The 21,758-nt window shown below is 65.8% G+C and carries 19 protein-coding genes; 9 read left to right on the forward strand and 10 right to left on the reverse strand.

The genetic code is table 11. The features are described 5' to 3' along the window. Positions 1 to 26: 26 nt before the first annotated feature. The 8 genes from mobF to BKA02_RS01440 all read right to left on the reverse strand — a co-directional run bounded on the left by mobF (position 27) and on the right by BKA02_RS01440 (position 11,881). Positions 27 to 3,536 (reverse strand): MobF family relaxase, encoded by a 3,510-nt coding sequence (gene mobF / locus BKA02_RS01405; RefSeq protein WP_218844398.1) that lies wholly within the window; start codon positions 3,534 to 3,536, stop codon positions 27 to 29. A 307-nt stretch (positions 3,537 to 3,843) separates the two neighbouring features. Continuing rightward, positions 3,844 to 5,736 (reverse strand): hypothetical protein, encoded by a 1,893-nt coding sequence (locus BKA02_RS01410; RefSeq protein ID WP_179430600.1) that lies wholly within the window; start codon positions 5,734 to 5,736, stop codon positions 3,844 to 3,846. 86 nt (positions 5,737 to 5,822) lie between these two features. After that, positions 5,823 to 6,353, reverse strand: coding sequence for an ABC-three component system middle component 2 (locus BKA02_RS01415; RefSeq protein ID WP_179430602.1), 531 nt, complete (start codon positions 6,351 to 6,353; stop codon positions 5,823 to 5,825). Positions 6,354 to 6,411: 58 nt separating this feature from the next. Beyond that, positions 6,412 to 7,446, reverse strand: a complete 1,035-nt coding sequence (locus BKA02_RS01420) for a hypothetical protein (RefSeq protein WP_179430604.1) — start codon at positions 7,444 to 7,446, stop codon at positions 6,412 to 6,414. Between the two features lie 492 nt (positions 7,447 to 7,938). After that, a complete protein-coding gene (locus BKA02_RS01425) occupies positions 7,939 to 8,376 on the reverse strand; it encodes a hypothetical protein (protein ID WP_179430606.1) in 438 nt (145 codons plus the stop codon). 850 nt (positions 8,377 to 9,226) lie between these two features. Then, on the reverse strand, positions 9,227 to 10,114 hold the full coding sequence (locus tag BKA02_RS01430) for a DNA-processing protein DprA (RefSeq protein ID WP_179430608.1): 888 nt from the start codon (positions 10,112 to 10,114) through the stop codon (positions 9,227 to 9,229). 93 nt (positions 10,115 to 10,207) lie between these two features. Continuing rightward, positions 10,208 to 10,741: a hypothetical protein gene (locus tag BKA02_RS01435; protein WP_179430610.1), complete on the reverse strand. Its 534-nt coding sequence runs from the start codon at positions 10,739 to 10,741 to the stop codon at positions 10,208 to 10,210. Positions 10,742 to 10,774: 33 nt separating this feature from the next. Then, on the reverse strand, positions 10,775 to 11,881 hold the full coding sequence (locus BKA02_RS01440) for a ParB/RepB/Spo0J family partition protein (protein ID WP_179430612.1): 1,107 nt from the start codon (positions 11,879 to 11,881) through the stop codon (positions 10,775 to 10,777). A gap of 490 nt (positions 11,882 to 12,371) precedes the next feature. Between BKA02_RS01440 and BKA02_RS01445 the strand changes: the two genes are divergently transcribed. The 5 genes from BKA02_RS01445 (at position 12,372) to BKA02_RS01465 (ending at position 15,256) form a co-directional block, all read left to right on the forward strand. Further along, positions 12,372 to 13,484, forward strand: a complete 1,113-nt coding sequence (locus BKA02_RS01445; protein ID WP_425487508.1) for an ImmA/IrrE family metallo-endopeptidase — start codon at positions 12,372 to 12,374, stop codon at positions 13,482 to 13,484. A gap of 8 nt (positions 13,485 to 13,492) precedes the next feature. Beyond that, on the forward strand, positions 13,493 to 14,242 hold the full coding sequence (locus tag BKA02_RS01450) for a DUF2637 domain-containing protein (RefSeq protein WP_343045315.1): 750 nt from the start codon (positions 13,493 to 13,495) through the stop codon (positions 14,240 to 14,242). Next, the gene (locus BKA02_RS01455; protein ID WP_179430614.1) at positions 14,239 to 14,673 is read left to right on the forward strand and encodes a hypothetical protein; all 435 of its coding nucleotides are present in this window, start codon (positions 14,239 to 14,241) and stop codon (positions 14,671 to 14,673) included. Before BKA02_RS01450 ends, BKA02_RS01455 begins: the two co-directional genes overlap by 4 nt. A gap of 74 nt (positions 14,674 to 14,747) precedes the next feature. Continuing rightward, positions 14,748 to 14,966 carry a zinc-binding dehydrogenase gene (locus BKA02_RS01460; protein WP_179430616.1) on the forward strand — a complete coding sequence of 73 codons (219 nt, stop codon included), beginning with the start codon at positions 14,748 to 14,750 and terminating at the stop codon, positions 14,964 to 14,966. A gap of 59 nt (positions 14,967 to 15,025) precedes the next feature. After that, on the forward strand, positions 15,026 to 15,256 hold the full coding sequence (locus BKA02_RS01465; RefSeq protein WP_179430618.1) for a hypothetical protein: 231 nt from the start codon (positions 15,026 to 15,028) through the stop codon (positions 15,254 to 15,256). Between the two features lie 97 nt (positions 15,257 to 15,353). Here BKA02_RS01465 and BKA02_RS01470 read toward each other — a convergent pair whose 3' ends face one another. After that, on the reverse strand, positions 15,354 to 15,683 hold the full coding sequence (locus BKA02_RS01470) for an ArsR/SmtB family transcription factor (RefSeq protein ID WP_179430620.1): 330 nt from the start codon (positions 15,681 to 15,683) through the stop codon (positions 15,354 to 15,356). Between the two features lie 79 nt (positions 15,684 to 15,762). On the opposite strand from BKA02_RS01470, the gene BKA02_RS01475 reads away from it, so the two are divergent. Then, positions 15,763 to 17,793, forward strand: coding sequence for a heavy metal translocating P-type ATPase (locus tag BKA02_RS01475; RefSeq protein WP_179430622.1), 2,031 nt, complete (start codon positions 15,763 to 15,765; stop codon positions 17,791 to 17,793). Positions 17,794 to 18,306: 513 nt separating this feature from the next. On the opposite strand, the gene BKA02_RS01480 is transcribed toward BKA02_RS01475, so the two are convergent. Then, positions 18,307 to 19,743 carry a PepSY-associated TM helix domain-containing protein gene (locus BKA02_RS01480; RefSeq protein WP_179430624.1) on the reverse strand — a complete coding sequence of 479 codons (1,437 nt, stop codon included), beginning with the start codon at positions 19,741 to 19,743 and terminating at the stop codon, positions 18,307 to 18,309. A gap of 61 nt (positions 19,744 to 19,804) precedes the next feature. On the opposite strand from BKA02_RS01480, the gene BKA02_RS01485 reads away from it, so the two are divergent. From BKA02_RS01485 to BKA02_RS01495, 3 genes are all read left to right on the forward strand, one after another. Then, on the forward strand, positions 19,805 to 20,416 hold the full coding sequence (locus BKA02_RS01485) for a DUF5134 domain-containing protein (RefSeq protein WP_179430626.1): 612 nt from the start codon (positions 19,805 to 19,807) through the stop codon (positions 20,414 to 20,416). Positions 20,417 to 20,541: 125 nt separating this feature from the next. Next, positions 20,542 to 20,925: a BlaI/MecI/CopY family transcriptional regulator gene (locus BKA02_RS01490; protein ID WP_179430628.1), complete on the forward strand. Its 384-nt coding sequence runs from the start codon at positions 20,542 to 20,544 to the stop codon at positions 20,923 to 20,925. Positions 20,926 to 20,929: 4 nt separating this feature from the next. Further along, positions 20,930 to 21,733, forward strand: a complete 804-nt coding sequence (locus BKA02_RS01495; RefSeq protein ID WP_315900941.1) for a M56 family metallopeptidase — start codon at positions 20,930 to 20,932, stop codon at positions 21,731 to 21,733. Positions 21,734 to 21,758: the final 25 nt, after the last annotated feature.

Genomic DNA, 21,758 nt, shown 5'->3' on the forward strand with positions numbered 1-21,758 from the left:
CGACGCCGTGTCCTGACCAGGAGCACTCACCGTCCGATACCCTCTCGTGTGACCTCGGGAGTGGCTGGAGGCGCACCAGGCTGGCGGAGGCTGCTGAGGAAGCCGTCGATGCGTTCGTGATCGAGACGCGGCTGCGTGGCATCCGGTTTCGCCCCGAGCGGGGTGCTGTCGCTGATGCCGTAGCGGTCCCGGTAGGCGACGACCATTCGCAACACCATCCCCCATGAATCTCTCGCTGCTGAACCGGGACTTGGCCTGGCGCCAAGGGCCTTAAGCCAAGGAGGCTTCTCCGTGAGGGCGTCGTCCGCGAGGGCATGGGCGCGCTGTTCGATGAGTGACCGAAGTTCGGTCAGCGCGCGGGTCATGTCCTCTGGCATGCTGCCGGTTGCTTCGGGGATGAACCCGGCGATGAATCGGCGCCGGGTGCCGCGGCTGCGCCCAGGGCTGGTGCGCGTGATGAGTTGCTGCACGCGGTGGCGTAGCAGGCTCGCCGGATCGTCGGCATCGGTGAGCGGCCCGGCCTTCAGGGCGCGGTCGATCAGCCGGTCCGGGCGGTGCCCGACGGCTTCCGCGCGGCGCAGGGTCGCGACGATGGAACCGAATGTGTCCGATTCGATGACCTCGTCGAGGAGGCCCTGGGCAAGGCCCGCTTGAGCAAGGAGTTCGGTGATGTGCTCGGTCTGGGCTTCCTGCGCGATGGTCTCGTACTGATCGGCGAGGTGCGCGATCGAGGACCAGGCTTGCTGCTCAGCCTCGATGGTCTCGTGCGCGGACTTCTCCGCCCCCTCGTGCTGCAGGACCCCGTACAGGATCGATCGGGCGGTGGGTTCGGTGGCAGAGAGCTGGTGTTCTTCGAGATGAGCTTGGTCGGTGGCGACGTACGCGGTGTTGGAGGCCCGGCCGCGGGTCATCGCGACGTAGAAGTTCTCCCGCGTCATCGAAGACGAGTGCACGATCGCGTGCGCGGTGTCCACAGTCGCGCCCTGGGCGCGGTGCGCGGTGACCGCGTATCCAAGGTCCACGTTCTCGGCTGCATACGCGGCTGGCAGGATGACGGTTGTGGCATGCCGGGCGTCCGCACGTGCGATCGTGAGGGAACCGTCGTCGTGGTGTTCTGTGACGCACCACCGGTCCCCGTTCTTCACCCACGACCCGCCGCCTGTGGTGAGGCGGCGGTCGTTCTTCCTGGTGATGATGATGTCTCCCGCACCGGCGCGGGTCCCGTCTCGCAGTCGGACACCGTCGGGTGAGACGTGGCCGTCGAGGATCCGGTCGTCGCGAGCGCGGCTGTTCAGCTCGGTGACGGTCTCGTTGGTCTCCGCGATCAGGAGGCTGCTCTTGCCGTCGGCGATGTCCGTGTACCAGGACCGGTAGGCGGCGTCGAGGATATCTTCATAGTCGCCGCCGACGATCCGGCCCTGATCGTCGTAGGTATCGATCACCTCGGCCCGGCCAAGGCGGAGCTGCAGGGATGCAGTCTTCTCCCACTCGGCATGGAACCGGCGCACGTCCGCCAGCTCGGGCGCATCGCCACGGTCGCGGACCAGCAACCCGAACGCCCCGCCCGCATCGACCGCGGTCAGCTGCGCCCAGTCCCCGACGAGAACAACCTTCGCGCCGGCCTCGGCGGCGTGGGTGGCGATGCGTTCCAGGGCGAGGGTGCCGGCGAGGGACGACTCGTCGATGATGACGAGTTCCCCGGCCTGTAGGTTCCACCGGCCGTGGTCGTGTTCATGAAGCCACTTCGCGGTGTTGTCCGTCTCGATGCTCAGGTCCTCCGCAAGCACTTCTGCGGCGGCAGCGGAGGGGGCAAGCCCGATGACGGTGCCGGTTCCGTGGTTCTTCTCCCACGCGCGGCGCAACGCCCCGAGGGTCGTGGTCTTGCCGGTGCCCGCAGGTCCCACAAGCACATCGATACTCCGCCCGGAGACAGCGATCTTCTCCACCGCAGCCTGCTGCTCCACCGACAGCCTGATGCCTCGTTCGTCACGCCGAGCGACGACCGCGCTGACGGTGCGCAGCGGCACGACGGGGGCGGCCGCGGCCTGTGAGAGAGCGAGGAGGGTATCTTCGGCTTCCAGGATGCGGGTCGAGGAGAAGATCGTGTGATGCTTCGGGCGGAACATGCTCGACCCGTCTGGACGGGTGAACTCCACTGGCGGGGCGACGAGCTCAGGCGGCGTCAGCCGCAGCGACGCGGTCTCGGCGGCATCAACGACCATGCCGATGATCGCTTCACGGTCGGTGGTGGACGCGAAGCGCAGCCCCATAGTCTGCCGGGAGGCTTCCGCGTAGAGATTCCACCGCCGCCAGGTCGACCGCTTCACCCCGACCTGCGCGACGACGACCTCACCGATCGCTGTGACCTGGTCCAACGGAAGATCATCCGCGCGCAGGGTGCCCCAGGCAGCGCCGGATTCGAGAAGATGCGTCGCCCACGTGGCGCACTCCTCGCCCAGTACCTGGGTCGCCCGGCCACGCCACTCCTCCGTCAGGTCAGCGAGAGAGCGGATTTCTTTCGCAGGGCGGGTGGCAAGCGTCGCCTGCTGCCGCAGCCGGATGATCGTCGTCTCCGACGGGTACTTCCCGTAACGTGACACGTACCTCTCGATGAGCCGGTTCTTCTCCGTATCGATCGCCGCCGACCGGGACGAGAACTCATCGATCAACGCATCATCCACCCCGGTGATCTCCCACGAGGGATTCCGGTCGCGGCCGCGATCGCGAGCCTCCCACCCCACGCCGAGGACACGGGTGAGGTGATCGGCGAGCACCGCGTTGTAGTGCTCAGACAACGCGACAACGGCCGCGTGCATCGGCCGGCCATCCAGCGTCCGCCATTTCCCGTCCGCCGCCTGCACCCGGTTCGCGATCACAACATGCGTGTGCAACTGAGGGTCACCCGCACGGGAATCGAAGTGATCGAACGCGGTCGCCACCACGCCCCGCACATCGACCTGCGCGACACCGTTCGTGCCCATCCTGCTCGCCGCGACATCACGATCGATCAGATCGATGACGTCCCGGATCGCCGCGTGATGCGCCTGCCCGATTAGCGCTTGCGTACCGCCGTCAGCAACAGCCCAGAGCACCGAGACCGACTTCGGGACAGAGAACGTGTAGTCGTACCCCGCGACCGTGCGCGGGCGCTTGCGCTCCTTCTCCTCACGGACGATGTTCGCCACCGCCGCTTCCCGTTGCTCCGCGTTCAGGTCATCGGACAATCTGCCCGTGCGGATCTTCACACGCTCCCGCAATGGCTTGAACGCGAAGTACGCCCGCCCGAGCTGCTCACCCGTCGTCGGATGCTCACCCCGACCCAGCAGGTGACGAAGCTGATCCTCCGTCACCACCTCACCGTCCGCGACGGCCGCATCCTCGAGACCAGTCAAGCCAGTGCCGAGCCAGAATCCTGGGGGCGTCCCCGCTTCCGCGTAATAGCGGGTCAGTGACGTGGTGAGATCCCGCCCGGTATCACCGGCCGCGATGCTCTTGAGGAGATACCGATACCCCTCCCCAGCACTAAGCACACGCATCGACACCGTCACACGGAACAGGTGCGTGATCAGATCCCGTTCTCGCGCTCCCTACGGCGTCGTAGCATGCGGTACTGGACAGTTCGTTTTTCGACACCAGCTACGTTCACGGGATGCTCGTGGTCCGGTTGAAAAGCGAAAGCGGCTGCGCCAAGTGGAGGGCGGCGGTCATCATCAAACCCCCAGCAGACGACGGGGGCTTCCAAGTGGCATTCGCGAGGCTCCGGCGAGCGCAGAGTATCGGCGGTGCACCGAATAAACATTGGCGTCGACAGCAGACGCCTCGGCCCTCTCCTACGCGTAGCCTCTAGGTTGTGGCATCGTCGATGAGCCCGAACGGCGGTTGCGTCGCGCGACCCGAGAAGCGCACAACAACATGCTCGTCGACAGCAACGGGCGGACTGTTGTCTACGAAAATGACCTGCGCTCCCTCGCCCGCCGCGTCCAGCCATCGTTCGACGTGCTCGTAGACGTTGTTGACGAGCTTCGCGTCAGCGAACTCATCGTCATCCGGGCGTGCGGCGTGACCGAGGTTTTTCTGCGGACTGTCGATGATGAGTAGACCTGGCGCGAGAGCCTCGCGTTCGTACGCGATCTCCCACAAAGCCAACGCCCAAGCCAGGCTGATCAGCGTCAGCCCTCCGCTGCTCGATTTCGTGTAGTTGACGCCACGGACGGTGGGGATCAGCTTCGCGTCCAGCCAGGCGTTGCTGAGTTTCGGGTAGTCGAAGTCGCCGAGAATCTCGACGAACCGATCGGAGATGGTCCGGATGATGCTGTCGCGGTCAGGGCGAGTCGCCTGCTCCTGCCGCTCTCTGCGCAACTGCGCGAGTTGCCCGACCTTCAGCGCGGCTTCGTTCTCGGCCTGCGTGACCCGTTCCCAAAGACGGATACCCTGCGCTTGATACGCAGCGACCTTCTCGGCTTCAGCCAACTGCTTGCTGAGCTGATCGCGGAGCGCCAGGAACGGAGCGGGAAGGCTGGCAACACGATCGAGCTCGGAAGCGGCCGAGTTGGCGAGGGCCGAGGCGTGCTCACGAGAGCCCCGGATCGTGGCGAGTTCGCGAGTCAAGGAATCGAGGTACACGTTGAGCTGGTCGAGTCGCCGCGAAGTCGCGGTGAGCTCGCGTTCGATGAGCTGTCGTCGCTCTCGCTCGTTCTCATCGTTGTGCTCATGGCTCAGGTTATGGCCACAAAGGCTGCATGCGCCGGAGACGGTGATGTGCGGATGCGACGTGAGCTCGGCGAAGCATACCGGGCAGTGGGTGACGTTTAGCGGGTCGAAGAGCTGCTCGGCTTCCTTCAGGAAGGTCAGCTTCTTCTTGTCGTCGGCATACTGCAGAGCCAGGGAGGTGAGCCGTTCGATCAGGCTTTCTCGGCCGCGCACTCGTACATCCCACGCTTTGACCGCGGTCTCCGCCTCGGACAGTGAGCGTCGCAGATCGTCGGTCGCTTCCTGCCGGGCGAGCTCGTCGGTATCGAGGTTATCGATCTGCTCCCGGACCTGGGCAGCAAGTTGGATCGCATCGCTCTGCTGAATCTCGACACCTGCGGGGCCAAGCGGGTACTCGCTATCCACGATGGTCTTGAGTGTCCTGGCAGATCGTTCGGCTTCGCGGGCTGCGTTCTCGGCGGCTCGAATCCGGTCAGCGAGCTGGGCGAGCGAGGCGTCCGCCACGCCGAAGATCAGGTCGATCGTCTGCTGTAGCTTCTGCGCGACGACGTGGTTGCCATGCTCCTCAAGCAGGTTCTGGCTGTCGAGCCGGGAGTTCTGGAAGTAGACGAGCCTGGCCACATCTCGGATGCTCAGCGCGTGAGTGTCGGAGTCCTCCTTGGATGGGCTCAAGGGCAGTTTGATGCCGCCCATGCCGAACGCGGCGAGCAAGAACTGGGAGAGCGAGTCCGGATCCGACGGTGGCTCGATCGTCAGTCGAGTCTCCAGCGATGAAGCCCGTTCTTCGAGGGCAGCTGGCCACACTGAAGCGAACTTCGACGGCGCGCCGGTCGTCGTGCGCTCGATCGTGTGAACGACGCCGTCGATCTCCAGCTCGAGGGCGACAGCGGCAATGCGCTGCACCATCTCCTCGTGCTCCGGGTAGTCTGACCCGCCCAGGCAGTACAGGATGTACTCGATCGTACTGGTCTTGCCCGTCTGGCTTGCCCCAGCGACGATAGACAGCGGCCGCCATCGCTCATCCACGGTGAAATCGACATTGTAGGTGCGGTCTGCGCCAGGCGGGGCGAATAGACGAAGTCGGCGAATCCGAATCCCAGAAGTGCTCGTACTCATGAAGCTCCGCCTCCTCTGGTGACGGTGTCGACGCCCTCGACGTCGGCGAGGAAGTCGATGAGCAGCCACGGCGCTCCGAGCAACTTCTCGGCTTTTGCCCGCAGTCTCGTCTCCGAGAGTCCACCGAATCGTTTGAGGACGATTAAGGCAGCAGTGCGATATGCCTCCGCGTAGACCGTCTTCAGCGCGCTCGCAAACTCCGCACCCGACGGCGTGATCGCGTAGCGGTCGGCCAGAGCCCGAGCCAGGCCGCGAGCAACGAGTAACGCGAGATCGTGTCGAATCCGCTCATGTCGCGTTGCGAAGCGGTGCCCGACCGTGCCGTAGGTGAGCTGACGGTCTGTGAATCCGGCAAGGCGAAGAGTGAGTCGATCGCGCGCATCCTTCTCGACGGACTCGCCATCGAGAACGATGAACGGGTTCGCGGCGAAGAAGTCGAAGTATGCCAGCCTGTCGAGGTTCGTCAGCTTCGCGCCGGTGTCTTCCGCGGCGGCCAACAGGAGCGCGAGCTGGGCAACGCGGAACACCGTCCTCTCCTCCGGTCCCTCCCACGCGGTTCGCTCCGTGCCCAGTTCAGGTTCTGACTCAGACAACGGTGGCCCCCTCTCCGGCATGGTCTGCAGGTGGTGCGGCGCTTGGCAACTCGCCGCTCTTTTCAAGGGCTGTCCCAGCGGACGTGCCACGATGCCCGGCCGCGACGTCCCGCCAGTGCGTCACCCATCCTGCGCGAGCACCCTCGACGAGACGGTGAACCAGGCCCCTGCGGTGCGCAGGACGGAGCCTCAGCTCCGGACTGCTCGCCAGCTTCGCAACGCCGCTATTGACGTCGTCGATGAGCCCCACCATACGGCCATCCTCCGACGCTGAGCCTGACCTAGCGTTGTACTCTTGTTCCCAGGTGCCGTGAGCTTCAAGCTCCGCCTCATTCAGTGCGCTGACCTCGGCGGATACGCCGCGGCCAGCAACATCGCGGGCCATAGCCTCCGCCGCGAAGAAGAAGCCCTTCGCGGCATCCGTCTCCGTGTGGCCGGCGGTCTCCAACTGCACGACGAACAGTGCGTCGGACAGCGTTCCTAGATTCGTGAGAGCAGCTACGGGAACGTCGCTGCCGACCGGCATCTGATCAGGAAAGTACAGCTCGCGAAGCTCGCGTGCGTCCGCCTGCTGAAGCGCAGACCGAATATGAACGCCATTCCAGAGCTCGATTCGCACGCCCGTCTCTCGGGTCTGGCGTTGGCGCCAGCCGTCAAACCACTTCTGCTGATCCGGCGGAAGGACGCTCGGCACACAGAGCGTCCACGCCGTCACCGTGAATCCTTGATCCTTCGCCTTTCCCACCACTTGCTTGAAGGAGTCACGGATCTCACCCTGTTGCGTCTTACCCCAGGCCGTGAAGAACTTCGATTGCCAGACGACGATGTCGCTATCGAGGCCGCCAACATAGGTGTCGATGCCCCAGTCTCCGCCACCCGGGTACGCGACCTCCGACGCACCAGGCAGCTTCACCATGACAAGGTCGGTCACCAGTCGTTGGAACCGGGTACGGGCAGCCGCTTCATCACCGCTGTCAGAGAGGAAACGGACGAACATCGCCCTGTGGTCTGGGAGTTCGCCGGTCATAGCTTCTTCGACCGTCCAGCTTCGTTGCGCATGATTGCTCCTCACCTAGCGTGTCGGCGAGCAGCCGTCACCTGCCTAGCTCATGACCATCATGATATAGATCAGGAGGCTTTCCCCCGTGATGCGAAGTGTCGTCGACGGTAGGACTTCGGCGATGAGGAGCGCGCAGGGGTCCCGAACCTCTGGCGACGCTGCATAAGCCGGGTGGTAACCCTCCTTTCCCGGCGACGACGTTGGTGTGCATACCGTCTCCAACGGAGAGAAAGCCCTTCGGCGAGGAGACGATCTTGAGGCTCGTCGAGACGGCAACATGCACCGGGTACAGACCACGGCCTGTCGATCGTGCAGCGCATCGCGACGCAAAACATCACGGCGGCCTCCTACTAACTCCTCGATCAGATGGTCAACTGGCTGTGCGGCTGCGATTGCCGCGAGTCAGTCGGTCGCGGCTCTGACGTGACGAGAGCTAAACGGCCACACTCCTCGTGTCGCCTACGGGATGAGTAGCGTGTGCCTCATATTACGGGTGATGCGGCGTCGTTCTGCGGCGGTGTGCGTCGACGCGGTTCGGCCTTCTGCGAGGGCGGTGCGTCGTTCGTTGCGGATGGCGGCGCGGACGGCGAGGTTCTCGTGGCTGCGAGCGATGAGCAGGCGCAGGGTGGCCGCGAGTCCGTGGACGACCAGTTTGAGGGCGGTCCACCAGCAGATGAGCATGCCGAGGTAGAACCATTCAGTGTGTCCGAGGCGGACAGCGCCGTAGCAGCCGATCCCGGCGAGGAAGTAGAGGGCGCCGAGGAGGACCGCGGGCAGGCCCCATCGGTAGCCTCGCCGGGTGCGTAGGAGCGTGACGAGGCGGTTGCTCGGGAGCCACCGCTGGCACCAGTAGAAGACAGCAGCTGCAGGGCGCATGGCGAGTGCGATGAGGAACATCAGGGGGCCTCCTTCAACGGTCGAGCACGTTTGTGCTCGGTTGTGTTGTTGGTGGCTGGGCCCCTTCGCACCGATGGTGCGTCCTGAATCCTGAAGCGTGTATTGCCCGCCGGGTGCTGTCAATTCTACGGGGTGTTGCATGGTGCCGCCAGGGCTTCGTTCTCGCGATGCAACGGGGCCCTGCTGGGGTGCTGCAACTCGTGGGTGGGCCAGAGCGACGCCTGCAGCACGGCTGTCGCTGCCGGGGTCGTCGCTGCGCGCAACATGCTGCGGGGTCGCGGGTTGCGGATACCGCATGCGGGCTGTTCGGACTGCGCGGGTGTTGCGGAGCACCGTCGCGTCGCCGTCGCATACGGTGGGCGCGGTGCAGGAATGTCGCAGCCTTGATCGCCGTGGTCGGTGGTGTGAGCGTCGACGGTGGCGAGGCCCGCCGTTCGACTGTGGCGCGAGCTGTGAAGTCGCGCTCGTCGTGACTTCTTGGGCACGGGTCGATGTATCGGCAGGTTTCGGACGCGGGAGCGGGAGCGGCGACGGCTGATCTCTCAGGCGGAAGCGAGGTCGCCGCAAAGCGGCGGTGGAGTCGCGTTCGCGCGGTCGCGGATGGGGCACGGCGTGTAAATGCAAGACGTGTATCCGACTGTGAGAAGAACGGGTGCGGAGCGTGGTGGAAGAGGTCGGCGGCGTCGGCTTCGGATCGAGCAGCGACCGCGCAAGTTCCGGGTGCTGGGTACTCGGACTGGTCATGGTGCTGGCAGCGAGGGTCAGGCGCAGGGCGCGGTGTGAGAGGGGTTCGGGCGGTGCCGACCGTGGCTCGTGGTGGATGCTCGGCACCGTCCGGGGGCGCTGGCGGTTACTCGTCCCGAGTGGGGGCGAGGTCGTCGACCATGGTGATGAGGCGGGCGATGCCCGCTTGGATGAGGAGGTGGCATCCTGTGCTCGTGGTGCTGGTGATCGGGCCGGGCACTGCTCCCACCGTGCGCGCGAGGCGGTGCGCGGTGTGCGCGACCTGGGGTGCGCCCGAGCGTGCTCCGGCTTCCACGATCACGGTTGCAGCGGCGAGGGCTGCGAGGATGCGGGTACGTGCAACGAACCGGGAGCGGGTCGGCGCAACACTCGGCGGGGTCTCGGTGAGCACGAGTCCGTGCTCGGCGACCTGATGCAGCAGGCCGATGTTGCCTGCCGGGTAGGGGCGGTCGATGCCCGATGCGAGCACGACGATTGCATGCCCGGATGCGGCGAGGGTTGCGCGGGTGGCGGCGGCGTCGATCCCGTACGCGCCGCCGGTGACGATGCTGTGCCCGATGCCGGTGAGGTCGTGGGCGAGTTCAGCGGCAATGTGGTCGCCATAGCTTGTGGCGGCTCTGGCTCCCGTGATCGTCACGGCGCAGTCGGGAGTGCCGGTGAGGAGGTCAAGATCTCCGGATGCCCACAGGGCGACGGGCCGATCCGTGCCGAGGTCGTCCAGCCCCGTGGGCCATTCCGCGTCGGTGGGGATGAGTACCCGATGGGTGCCGTCTGCGGCGCTGTCGAGGGCGTCGATAACGGTCCGCTCAGTGATGGCGGGCGGGAGGGTATCGAGGGTGTGCTGGACAACAGCGGGGCCGTTGGTGCCGGTGAGGCGGGCGGCGGGCGTATTCGGTTCGCCGGGGATAGTCAGGCAGGCCAGCGCGATGCGTGCGTAGCGCTCCTGCTGGTCGGGGTCGGCGGCGGTGATGCGGTCGAGAATCTGAGTGCTCATGATGTCTGCTCCGGTGAGGTCGTGAAACGGGATAGGGGGTGGGGCCGGTCGCCGGCGATGCGATGACCGGCCCCTGTGGTTGTTGACGGCAGGTCAGGCCGCGTCCGCGACCTCGGCGTCGGTCGCGTTGTCCTCGTCAGTGCCGCTTGCCTCGGTGGCGTCGGCGTCGTCCGTCTCGGTCGACGATTCCTCGGCATCAGCGGGGTTCTCGAGCGCGGTCGCGTCCTCCGCCCCTTCCACGTCGGTGGCGTCGTCTTCGTCCGTGCCGTTCTCCTCATCGGCGGCGGCATCCGTCTCCTCGTCACTCGTCTCCTCGGCGGCGATGTTCTCGCTGGCGGTGTCGTCCTCGGGGGTGTCCTCGGTGCGGGTGACGCTGTCGGGGTCGGTGATGAGGGTTTCGACATCGGAGAGGGTGTATCCCCATGCGGCGAGCTGGTCGAGGTACTGGCGGGTCACCTGGTCGGGGTTGCGCCAACTGTTCTTGTCGGTTGCCGCTTCCAGAGCGCCGAGTGCGACGGCGAGCAGTGCATGTCCGGCCTTAGTCGGGGTGGCCTGGGTCATCGCGGCGATGGGGTTCGGCTGTCCGTAGTGGCGCTGACCGTCGAGGTTGAGGAGGGTCGCGGCCATGTCGTGCCCGTCGTTTGCGGCGCGGGCGACCTCCTAACGGCTGTCCGCGATCACGGTTGCCGCGAAAGCGAGCGCCTGGGAGGGCAGACGCTTGCGGCCGAGCAACTTCGTCACCCATGCGCGGCGTACCTTCTCCGCACTGACCCATGCCTTGTTGTTCGCGACGACGCGGCGACGTTCGGCCTTCTCCTCCTCGGTCATCGCTCCGGATCGGGTGGTGGGCTGGCTGTGCCGGATGGAGGTCAGGCCGTGCTCACGCCAGTTCACGACGACGTGCGCGATGTCGATGCTCCCCCAACGCTCCCCGATAGCGACGGCGTGCCCGTCCTTTCCGGCGTAGTTCTCTTCGGTGATGCGCTCGCCGTCGGCGGTGAGGAGGTCGTGGAAGAACGCCACGTCCTCGTCGCCCCATGCCGGGTAGTCCACGACGGTGTATCCGTCTGCTTCGTACTGGGCGCGCAGGGCCGCGATTTCCTCCTTGGTGGCCTTGTCGTCCAGGTGCCGCTGGGCGTAGTGGTCGAACGATTCCGGGTCGCGGGCGGCGATGCTGGTTAGTTCGGCCAGCGCGTCGGGGTCGTCCTCGAACTCGGTGAGGATGAGCGCCTGATCGAGGGTGAGGGCGTGCTGGGCCACGGCGGTCTTGGCGATGTCGCTTTCGGCGACGGCAAGGCCGGTCTTGACGGTGGTGCGCTTGGTGCCGGTCTGCTTGGCGATCGCGGTGATGCTCATCCCGTCCAGTGCCAACTGTCGCCATGCCTCGGCCCGGTCGGTGTCGGTGAGGCCTGTGCGGTGTTCGTTGGTGATGTATTGCTGGATGATGCGGATTCGCTTCTCGTCGGAGGCGTCCACGACGTAGACGGGCACGTCCTCGGCGTCGGCCTCGCGGGCGGCGAGGGTGCGGCGCTGACCGTCGCGGACGATGATGTTCCCGTTCTGGTCGGGGTGGGCGAGGATGGGCACGATCACGCCGTGGAGCTTGATCGAGTTGACGAATGCCCGGTCGAGGTCGACCTGTGAGCGGATGTTGTCCTCCACGACGAGGGTGTGGGGGCTGATCCGGCGAACTTCCGGCCCCTGCACCGTCTCCTCAACGGGGGTGAGGTCTGCGGCCTGGGTCGGGGTGGTGTCGATGATGGTCATGGCTCTCGGTTCCTTTCCTGAATCCCGGAGGGCCGTCACACCTGGTGGTGTGGCTGTTCCCTCCCTGCCATTGCCTTTCGGCACATGCCGAGAAAAGGGGCCAGGAATGAATGTGCAAGGCCGAAGAGTCAAAAAATCTCCTCCCCCACGTCAGGGAGAGGAGATGGACTATCGGGGAGAATTTTTGCGTGCCTTGCGCAGAAGGGAATGGTCCCGCACAATCAAGCAGCCGAAAGGCAATCCGCAGGATTGCCCGATCAGCACAGCCACCGCGTCAGCGGTGACCGCCCGACTATCGGCGAAGAAATCGCGACAGCGTCAGCCATGGCTCATGGCGTGCAACCATCATGATCGGCTGGCGTTGCACGGCCTCAGGAAAGCTATCCGAGCTTAGAGCAGCATGCGCCGTCACGGAGCTCCGCCGTGTCTTGGGGTGGGACTCCCGCACCTGTCTTCACGAATAGCCGATCCGAGAACGGTCGGCGCGGACGTGAAGGCGGTGGTCTGGGTGGCCCGGATGAGACGTTCCCCCGCAGAGGCGCAGGCGGCGCGTGAAGCCAAGCTCGAGCTGATGGCGGAGAAGCTGCAGGCGGCGGTCGAAGGGCTCACGACCGGGGAGGACTGGAAGCGTGCGATCGAGTTCGCGGCCCGGTTCCGGGCAAAGAGTTTCCGGAATACCCTGTTGATCTTCGCTCAGCATGCTGAGGCATATGAGCGGGGGAAGGTCTCGGAGCCGGTGCCGACGTATGTGGCGGGCTTCAAGCAGTGGCAGCAGTTGGATCGGTCGGTCGCGGGACAGTCCGGCTACATGATCTACGCCCCGGTGATGGGGCGTTTCGCGTCCAAGAACCCGTCCGATCCGATGTCGTGGCGTCGCCTGACGCAACGAGAGAAGCCGGCGGCCGGCGAGGTGGTCCGCTCGAAGATGGTGAACGTGAAGCCTGCCTACGTGTGGGACGTGTCACAGACGACGGGAGCGGAGATCCCGGAACGGCCAATGCCACGGCTGCTGGAAGGGGAGGCGCCGGCGGGACTCTGGACGGGGCTTGCCGGCCAGGTGACGGCAGAGCGCTTCACCCTGGCGGACGCCGCTGGAGCGTCGGCGATCATGGGCGCAAACGGGATGACCGACTACGAGAGCCGCGTCGTCACCGTCCGGGCCGACATGGACGACGCGGCCCGCGTGAAGACCCTCGCCCACGAGCTCGGGCATGTGCGCATGCACGACCCTGCCGAGTCGGTCACCCATCATCGGGGCATCCGGGAGGTGGAGGCGGAGTCGGTGGCGATGATGATCGGCGCAGCGCACGGCATGGACACCAGCGACTACACGATCCCCTACGTCGCGTCCTGGGCATCATCGGTGGCTGACAAGGAACCGGTCGACGTGGTCCGCGAGACCGGCGAGCGGGTGCGTCGCGTCGCACTGGATATCCTCGACAAGCTGCCCGACACGGGCATCGGCGACGGCTACCCGCCCGGGCTTGACCGGTCCGGTCCGGACGCGGAACGCGAGACGACAACGGAGCGGACGGCGGAGCTGGGCGCGGCGGCGCCCATGCGGTCGACGGCGAGCGTCGACGTGGCCGTACCGGCGTTGTGACGGTGCCTGTGAGCGGGCCGGGTCAGCGCCGGGTGGGCGCATGGGTGGTGGGCGCGTCCATCATCGGCACGGTGCTGCTGGGCGTGGGAGCGTTCTGGCTATCGTTCACCGCGCTCGCGGACCTCGCGTCCCGCGCGGGCACCGCGGTGGGGCTCGCGTGGGTATGGCCGTTGATCGTGGACGGGGTAATCGTCATCGCGACTATGTCGGTGGTCGCCTTGTCACCGTACGGACGGGCGGCGACCCGGTATCCATGGCTGCTGCTGTCCGGGGCGGCCCTGGTGTCGATCACGGCGAACATCACGCACGCCCTGGTCGCCGCCGACGACACCGTGCCCGGCATAGTGGCGGCACTCGTGGCATCGGTGCCACCGATCGTACTGCTCGCGGCCACGCACTTGACCGTGGAGCTGGGCCGCTACCGCCGCGCCGTGCCGACCGTCCGTGAGGATACCGATGTCGACCCGGCCACGACCCTGGCGCAGGAAGGAAGGTCGGAGTGTACGCCGGTTCGAGCGTTGACGTCCGGAACAGTGAGCACAGCAGTCACAGCGGAGGACACGCACGCGGCATCATCTACGCCGAGCCGGGCGCCCGCGGATATGGGCGGCCCTGGAGACGCGATCCGTCTGAGCATGCAGGGTCTGTCGAACAGACAGATCGCGCTCGAGTTCGGTGTCCATCCGACGACCGTCGGACGGTGGCTGAAATCAGTCGAGAAGCGGTCCGAAACCACCGCGGAGAAGGAGGAATCATGAACACGGGTGACGACGAGCGGTACATCCCGCTGAAGCAGGATGGCAGGGATGCGGTAGTGACTGTGGCGTCGGGACGAACGGCGGAGCCGGAGCATGTGGAGACGGCGCAAATGGATTCGGACGCGCTGGCTCGCTTGTCGGACCCGGCGTTGGCGGCGCGTCGAGAGCGCATCGCCGCTCAGGTGAAGGACCGTTCGCGGCTGACGTGGATGCCCGCATCGGAACTGATGCGACACAGCAGCCAACGTGCCGCGGACGCGATCAGTCACGGGCAGGCCAGACTGCACCGGGCTGTGCGGGACGCCACGGTAGCCGGTGCAAGGAAGGTGGCGCAGGCCATCGGCGAGCGGCTACGAGGGTTGGGCACGCCGCGCCCCGTCATCGGGCGACCGCAGCAGAGCGAACCTTTGGTGAGCCGTCAGAGCATCTGAACGGCACCGCGTCGGAGACCGACGCTTGTGCACTGCACAGTGAAGAGCCGGTCGGCAGTGTGCGCTTAAACGCGATGAACAGAGCCGTGATCGCCGGCGCAGCCACGATCATCGCCGTCGACGTGGCGGACAACAAGCTCGAGAAGGCCAAGCTATTCTGTGCCACGCACACCATCAATTCGACCACCACCGATCCTGGTGTCGTCGAAGTACACCGGATCACCGAACGCGGTGCAGATGGCGCGTTCAATTTCGTCAGAATCCTGCCGTCACCCAGCAGGTCCTGGACATAGTTCGCCCGAGTGAAGGCCTATACTGTACCGGCATCCGCGACCCCACCGCTACAATGCCGATGCAGACGATCGGCCTCGTCGGCGCTGAAAAGTGCATCCGGGGCGTCGACATAGGCTCTACTACGCCTGAGCACGACATCCCGCTTTACGCCTACCTCTACGTGCAGGGCCGCTTCCGACTCCACGAGCTCATCTCGAAGGAGATCGCTCTGGACGAAATCGACGCCGGTTGCGACGCGCCGCACGACCCCGCGGTCACCCGTGCGGTGATCACTGGCGGACTCGACTGAGATCCATTCCCCCACAAGACGAGCAATGACGACCGACTGATGAGGATTGTCACAGTTGCCCAATGGCCCGGCGCGCTGTTCGGCTAATGTCAAGTGGTCAACGATTACTCGGAAGGTGCCGGAGGTGTCCCATGGCCTCGTCGAAGAGATCTGCGACATGGTCGTCGAACAGCGCGTAGTGAACGTGCCGTCCGTCACGATCTCCGCGGACCACGCTGAGATTCCGGAGAAGTCGTAGGTGGTTTGAGAGCGTCGTCTGTCCGGTGCCGAGCTGCATGCCGAGGTCGGTCACCGTGCTGGGGCGGATGCGCAACACGCTCAGGATGCGCAGTCGGACCGGTGATGCCAGAGCCCGCATGATCTCAGCTAGCCGCTCGGCATCCCCCGCTGACAGCGGAGCAGACGCCGATTCCACCGAATCGGTCATAGTTGACTTCCTCCCTCATGAGCACGATTATCATTCACATACATCACAATATCATGTTCTTGTGATGTATTGTCGAGGCATGACCACCTCGACTGCCACGAACTCGCCCTCCGCCATGGAGGAGCACGCGCACGGCTCCGCTCGATGGGAGTTGTGGTTCGCCGTTGTGGCGGGCATCACCTACGCCGCGGGGATGATCGCAGAGTATGCGGTCGGCCTGCCGCTCATGGGCCTGCCCTTGATCCTGTTCATCGCCACCTACATCTTCGGTGGCTTCTTCACTGTCCGCACGGCGGTCACGTCGACATTGCGGGGCAAGTTCGAGGTCGACTTCCTCATGATCGTCGCCGCAATCGGCGCCGCCCTGATCGGGAAGTGGGCGGAGGGCGCGGTGCTGCTGTTCCTCTTCAGCCTCGGCCACGCCCTCGAGGAGTACGCGATGAGCCGCGCCAGCAAGTCGATTGAAGCGCTGGCCGAACTCGCACCACGGACCGCCCTGGTACGCCGCAGGGACGACGATCCCGTCGAGGTCCCGGTGGAGCAGATCGTGGTGGGTGATGTCGTGGTGGTCCGCCCGAACTCGAGGATCCCGTCGGACGGGTTCGTGATCACTGGGATCTCGGCCGTCGACCAGTCGGCGGTCACCGGTGAGTCGATGCCCGTCGAGAAGGAGCCGGTCGCCGATCGCGAGCGGGCGATACGCACCGTCGATACCCTTCCGGCTGCGAATCGCGTGTTCGCCGGTACAGTGAACGGCTCCGGCGTTCTCGAGGTCGTAGTGTCGGCGACGGCCGCGGACTCGACGTTGAGCAAGGTCGTCGAGCTGGTTCGCACAGCCGATCAGTCCGCGTCACCGACGCAACAGTTCATCAACCGTTTCCAGCGGTGGTACGTGCCCGCGGTGATCCTCGCCGTGGCCGCAACCCTGCTGATCGCGATGTCCATACTCTCGCAGCCGTTCACGGATGCCTTCTACCTCGCGATGACCGTCCTCGTCGCCGCGAGCCCGTGCGCACTGGCCATCGCGACGCCGGCGGCCGTTCTCGCTGGAGTCGCCCGAGCGGCGCGCGCCGGCGTGCTGGTCAAGGGCGGCGCTCCGCTGGAGACCCTGGGGCGGGTCAGGGCGATGGCCTTCGATAAGACCGGCACCCTCACCTGGGGCAACCCGCAGGTAACGTCGGTCACTCCCGTGGACGGCGTGGACGGAAGCCTCCTCGTCCCAACACTGGTCGCCGTGGAGTCTCTCAGCGATCACCCACTCGCCGCAGCGATCGTCCGCGACCTCGCGGGTCAGGTGTCCGCGGCGGAGCGTGTCGAGGCATCGGATCTCAACGCCGTCGTCGGTCGCGGTGTACGCGCCGCGGTCGAGGGAGAGGTCGTCGAGGTCGGCAACCTGCGGATGTTCGACGAACAGGGTCTCACCCTTCCCTCGTCAGTCGAGGACGCTTACACGGAGGCTCGCGATTCCGGCCAGACGTTGATGATCGTCCGGCGCGGTGACCGGTTCCTGGGGGTCGTCGGCGTGATGGACACCTCTCGCGCCGAGTCCGCGCAGGTACTCCGCGTCTTGCGCAGTACGAACGTCGGCCAGCTCGTGATGATATCCGGCGATAACCAGCGCGTCGCGGATGCCGTCGGCCGCGAGGTCGGCATCGACACCTCCATCGGTGATCTGCTGCCGGAGGATAAGGTCGCGCACATCAGGCATCTCGCCGAGACGCATCGCCCCATAGCGATGGTCGGCGACGGTGTGAACGACGCCCCCGCGATGGCCCGTGCGGACATCGGCATCGCGATGGGGGCCGCCGGTTCCACCGTCGCGCTGGAGACCTGTGACATCGCTCTTATGAGCGACGATCTGGGGCGTGTCCCGTTCGCCGTGCGTCTGAGCCGCGCGACCAGCCGGATCATCCGCCAGAACCTCATAGCGAGTCTCGCGATCGTCGTCCTCCTGGTGATCGCGACCTTCATCGGTCTGAACATCGGTGCAGTGGTGCTCATCCACGAGGGCTCGACGCTCGTCGTCGTGGCCAACGCGCTTCGACTCCTCGGTTTCGAGCGTGGGAAGGAGCACGCCGGTATCGACCACGAAGACCGCCCCTCGCGTTGATCCTCGTGGGAGTAGTTCTGACGCGGTCGATGTCGGGTCGAGTAGCTGACGGAATGCTCATGGAGGTCGGATGGTGGATGGGAGCGCTGGCGTTGCCCACTGCTCTCTTGGTGATCATCTTTCTCATCGCAATGGGAGCTCCCCAACGACAGGAAGAGGAAGAATCACCTTCTCTCGCCGAGGAGTGGGCCGATGTGACATACCGGTTTCGAAAGGTCGGCGCGTGGGTGCGTAGGCGCTGGCGAGGAGGTTCGAAGTAGACCACCGTGGCTCACTCGCAACCGGTCAAGAGTTACGCGCTCGTGCTCTCACCGCCGCAACAGGGCTGCTCAACAGAAGACGCACCGTCCGTCATTGACATCACGCAGTCTCACTTCCCGCCGTTGCGCGGTAGTAGAGAACTGCCCCGGGTTGCTCGTCGTGGGCACCGATGAGGTCCTCGCTCTGGCGCGCCGTATCTGTATCAGCACCGTGGGGACTGCTCGCGAGTGTCCGCGGCCGCCTCTCCATAACTCAGACGCTGCCGAAGAACTTCTTCATCCGGGGCATGCGGCGGATCAGCAGCTGGTCGAGCGCAAGGATGACGAGCAGGGACAGGCCGAACAGGGGCAGGAAGATCCCGAGGCCGACCATCACGACGACGAGCAGCCAGTTCCCCCAGATCGGCAGCTTTGCGCGGGGTGCGGCCATGCCGGATGCGGTGCCGCGTCTGGTCCACCACATGATCGGCGCAGACACGCACATGAACATCACGGCGAGGCAGAACAGGGTCGACAGGATCGTATTGATGACCCCAAGGCGGCGTCCTTCGTGGACGGCGATGCCCTGTGAGACGACCTGCGCGGTGATGCTGTAGTCGTCGTATCCGTAGGTTCCGACGATCTCTCCGCTGTACTGGTCGATGTGGATGGTGCGTTCGAGGCTTACCTCGGATTCGGCGGGGTTGCCGTTGTCGTTCCACTGGCTCGACATGACGCTGAACACGCCTGTCTCGCCGTCGGGGTAGATGATTGAGTACGGCTCGGGGACTCCCTCGGCACGGGCTGCGGCGACGGCGTCGTCGATGGAGATCGGTGTCGTGCCGGTGCTCGTGCTGGTGCCGGTCGGTCCGTTGCCGATGGCCCAGCCGGCTTCGGCGTTGGTGCCGCTGGTGCTTTCGATGAGCTCGTCGATCGTGGATTCCGCCCCCGGGTCCTCGCCCCACAGGGACGAGCCGTTGTCTGAGGCGACCTGCTGTGCGACCGAACCCCATACGCCGGTCCAGGGCAGGCCGGAGACGACGAGCATGAGGATGCCCAGCCCGACGGGCAGGCCCACGATCGCGTGCCATCCGCGAATGCGTGCACCCTTGGCGCGTTTCGCCTGAGCGGCTTTGCGGGGCCGGCGTCCGAGGAAGAAGATGATGAACCCGGTGATGGTGAGCACGATCGCCCAGCTGCCGCCCAATTCGACGATGCGGTCACCGATGCCCTCCTCGCCGATGAGCAGATCGCCGTGGATGCGCTCGGCCCAATCGGAGATCAGCTGATCCGCCGTCAACTCCCCAGTCACCGTCGCCGTGTACGGGTCGACGTAGACGTTCGCATTGACCCCGTCCGCACGTTCGGTGACGAAGACAGTCGCCCGGTCGCCGGTCTGGTCGACGACGGAGAGGATCGGCCGGTCCGGGAACGCATCGCGGACGGCGTCTTCCTGCACGGACAGCTCCTGCCGTTCCGCTGCCTCGAGCACGGTCACCGTGAGCACTCCCGGGTGGGTGAAGGCATCCACTTCCGCGCGGAACATGTAGGTCATGCCGGTCACCGCGAGGACGAACAGCACGGGGATGACGATCAGCGAGCCGTAGAAGTGCCAGCGCCAGAACGCGCCGTACCAGTTCGTCTTGCGTCGTTTCGGTGACGGCGCGGTTCGGGGCGATATGCCTGCGGTGTCGGTCTGGGCGGCGGTCATCGGGAGGCCTCTCGGAGCAGCGGCAAATTATCTCTACATATTGTAGTAGTAAGGTGGGGGTGTGATCGCATCGCCCTGGGACCTCATCCTCACCGTCGTCTTCCTTGTCACCGGCCTCATCTGCCTCGGCGACCTCATCGCACGGCGCATCGGCCGCCCCACGCGCACGGAGGGCTTGGAAGATGAGGAGCTGATCGACATCAACCATGCGGTGATGAGCGCCGCGATGATCCTCATGACCTGGGTCGCGGTGCTGGATGCGGTGACGTGGGCGCAAATCGCTCTGTTCGCGATCTTCGCCCTCGCGCTCCTGCCCGCGCTGACCCGAGCCCACGGGTTCCCGCATCGCGTGGAGCTGGTCGGGCACATCGTGCTGAATGCGGCGATGATCTGGATGCTCGCAGCAATGCCGCTCCTGATGGCCGGGATGGACATGGGCGGCGACGGAGGGTCCGCGCACGCCGGACACCACGGCGGCGGTGATGAGATGGCGCTGATGGCGACTCCCGTATGGGCCGGCGTCGTCAACGCGGCCTTCATCGTCGCCTGCACCGTGAGCGCATTGTGGTGGCTGTATCGCGCGGCCGCAGCCCGAGGGCATCGAATGCACGCGCTGTGTCACGCCCTGATGGCCGCGGGCATGGGGACCATGCTCTGGCTGATGAACCTCTGACCGCCTGTCTCGCCAGCGGTGTGTCGAGGGAGCGGCAGCAGCGCGCGTTGATGTGAGAGTTGCGAGCGTACTCTTCGAAGTCACGAGGATTCGACTCTGGGTAGGCTAAACGGTGGAGGTGTCATATGGCAGGTGAGCGCACGCGTGAACGCGGGGAACTCGAAGGCGAGGTCATGCGCATCCTCTGGGAGGCAGCCGAGCCTATGAGCGCCCGCGATATCCAGGCCGTGTTCACCGGTCACATCCCGGCGTACACGACGTTGATGACGGCCCTGGAGCGGTTGCAGAAGAAGGGTGATGTCGTCCGATCAGGAGACTCCCCACGCAAGGTCCGCTTCCATGCGGCGCGCAGTGGCGACGAGCATGTCGGACGGTCCATGATGAGCGCCCTGGACGGAGCCGGCGACCGGCAGGCAGCACTGTTGCAGTTCGCCGGGCACCTCGCCGAGGAGGACCTCGACCTGCTCCGCAGCGCGATCACCGGCAAGACCTCGCGCAAGCGCAGGTGATCACGTGATCGCCACGGGCTCCTTCCTCGCTGCAGCAGCGCTGATGCTCCTGTTCGCACCGCTCGTGCTGACCGCCGGCAGGTGGCAGGTGCACCATCCGCGCACCGCACTGACGCTGTGGTTCAGCGCCCTCTTCGCCGGCATCGGATGCGCGGTCGCCTCTGCCACGACTGCGCTGATGTGCTGCGTCGAGGCTGTCGAAGTGCACGGCCCCGCCGAAGGATTGCTCTTGACGATCGCGGGCTGGCTAAGCCTTGGAATATTCGCGGCGGTGATCGTCTTGGTCTCCGCATCCGCGGAGCCCCTCGCCGATTCCTGGCGGGAAGCGGTCGGACGCCTCGCACCTGTCGCGGTGTCCCGTGAGGAGTCGGACGGGGTCACCCTCGTCTGGTTCGAGTCTGAGGAGCCTGCCGCATGCGCCGTGCCTTCGGGGGCACCGGAGATCTTCCTCTCCACGGCCCTCAAGGAACTGCTGAGCGGCCCGCAGCTTCGCGCGGTGATCGAGCATGAGCGCGCTCATCTGCGCCAGCACCACGGGTGGGCCGTGCGGATCGCTGAGATCAACGCCCTCTGCCTCCCCAAGCGCTTCCCAGCTGGACGAGCCCTGAAACGAGCCACACTACTGCTGGTCGAACTCATCGCAGACGATGCCGCCGCCCGCCGCGCCGGCGCCGTCCATCTCGCGAACGCCCTCGCGACCATGGGACGCACCACAGGCGATCCCGGTCTCGAACTTCGCGCCGACCGACTCACCCTCCGCCGCTGGAAGACACCCCGCAGTCGCCGCGCCGCCCTCGCACGTGCCTAACCCGTCCCCGCCACCACTCACATCT

The sequence above is a fragment of the Microbacterium pseudoresistens genome, from assembly GCF_013409745.1.
GTDB lineage: Bacteria > Actinomycetota > Actinomycetes > Actinomycetales > Microbacteriaceae > Microbacterium > Microbacterium pseudoresistens.

Excerpts from the sequence above, each read along its gene's own strand:
- BKA02_RS01425 (WP_179430606.1), bottom strand. The coding sequence starts at position 8,376 with ATGTTCCTCATCGCACTCGCCATGCGCCCTGCAGCTGCTGTCTTCTAC.
- BKA02_RS01490 (WP_179430628.1), top strand. The coding sequence starts at position 20,542 with ATGGCAGGTGAGCGCACGCGTGAACGCGGGGAACTCGAAGGCGAGGTC.
- mobF (WP_218844398.1), bottom strand. The coding sequence starts at position 3,536 with ATGCGTGTGCTTAGTGCTGGGGAGGGGTATCGGTATCTCCTCAAGAGC.
- BKA02_RS01470 (WP_179430620.1), bottom strand. The coding sequence starts at position 15,683 with ATGACCGATTCGGTGGAATCGGCGTCTGCTCCGCTGTCAGCGGGGGAT.
- BKA02_RS01440 (WP_179430612.1), bottom strand. The coding sequence starts at position 11,881 with ATGACCATCATCGACACCACCCCGACCCAGGCCGCAGACCTCACCCCC.
- BKA02_RS01430 (WP_179430608.1), bottom strand. The coding sequence starts at position 10,114 with ATGAGCACTCAGATTCTCGACCGCATCACCGCCGCCGACCCCGACCAG.
- BKA02_RS01480 (WP_179430624.1), bottom strand. The coding sequence starts at position 19,743 with ATGACCGCCGCCCAGACCGACACCGCAGGCATATCGCCCCGAACCGCG.
- BKA02_RS01475 (WP_179430622.1), top strand. The coding sequence starts at position 15,763 with ATGACCACCTCGACTGCCACGAACTCGCCCTCCGCCATGGAGGAGCAC.
- BKA02_RS01465 (WP_179430618.1), top strand. The coding sequence starts at position 15,026 with ATGCAGACGATCGGCCTCGTCGGCGCTGAAAAGTGCATCCGGGGCGTC.
- BKA02_RS01455 (WP_179430614.1), top strand. The coding sequence starts at position 14,239 with ATGAACACGGGTGACGACGAGCGGTACATCCCGCTGAAGCAGGATGGC.
- BKA02_RS01460 (WP_179430616.1), top strand. The coding sequence starts at position 14,748 with ATGAACAGAGCCGTGATCGCCGGCGCAGCCACGATCATCGCCGTCGAC.
- BKA02_RS01420 (WP_179430604.1), bottom strand. The coding sequence starts at position 7,446 with ATGACCGGCGAACTCCCAGACCACAGGGCGATGTTCGTCCGTTTCCTC.
- BKA02_RS01435 (WP_179430610.1), bottom strand. The coding sequence starts at position 10,741 with ATGGCCGCGACCCTCCTCAACCTCGACGGTCAGCGCCACTACGGACAG.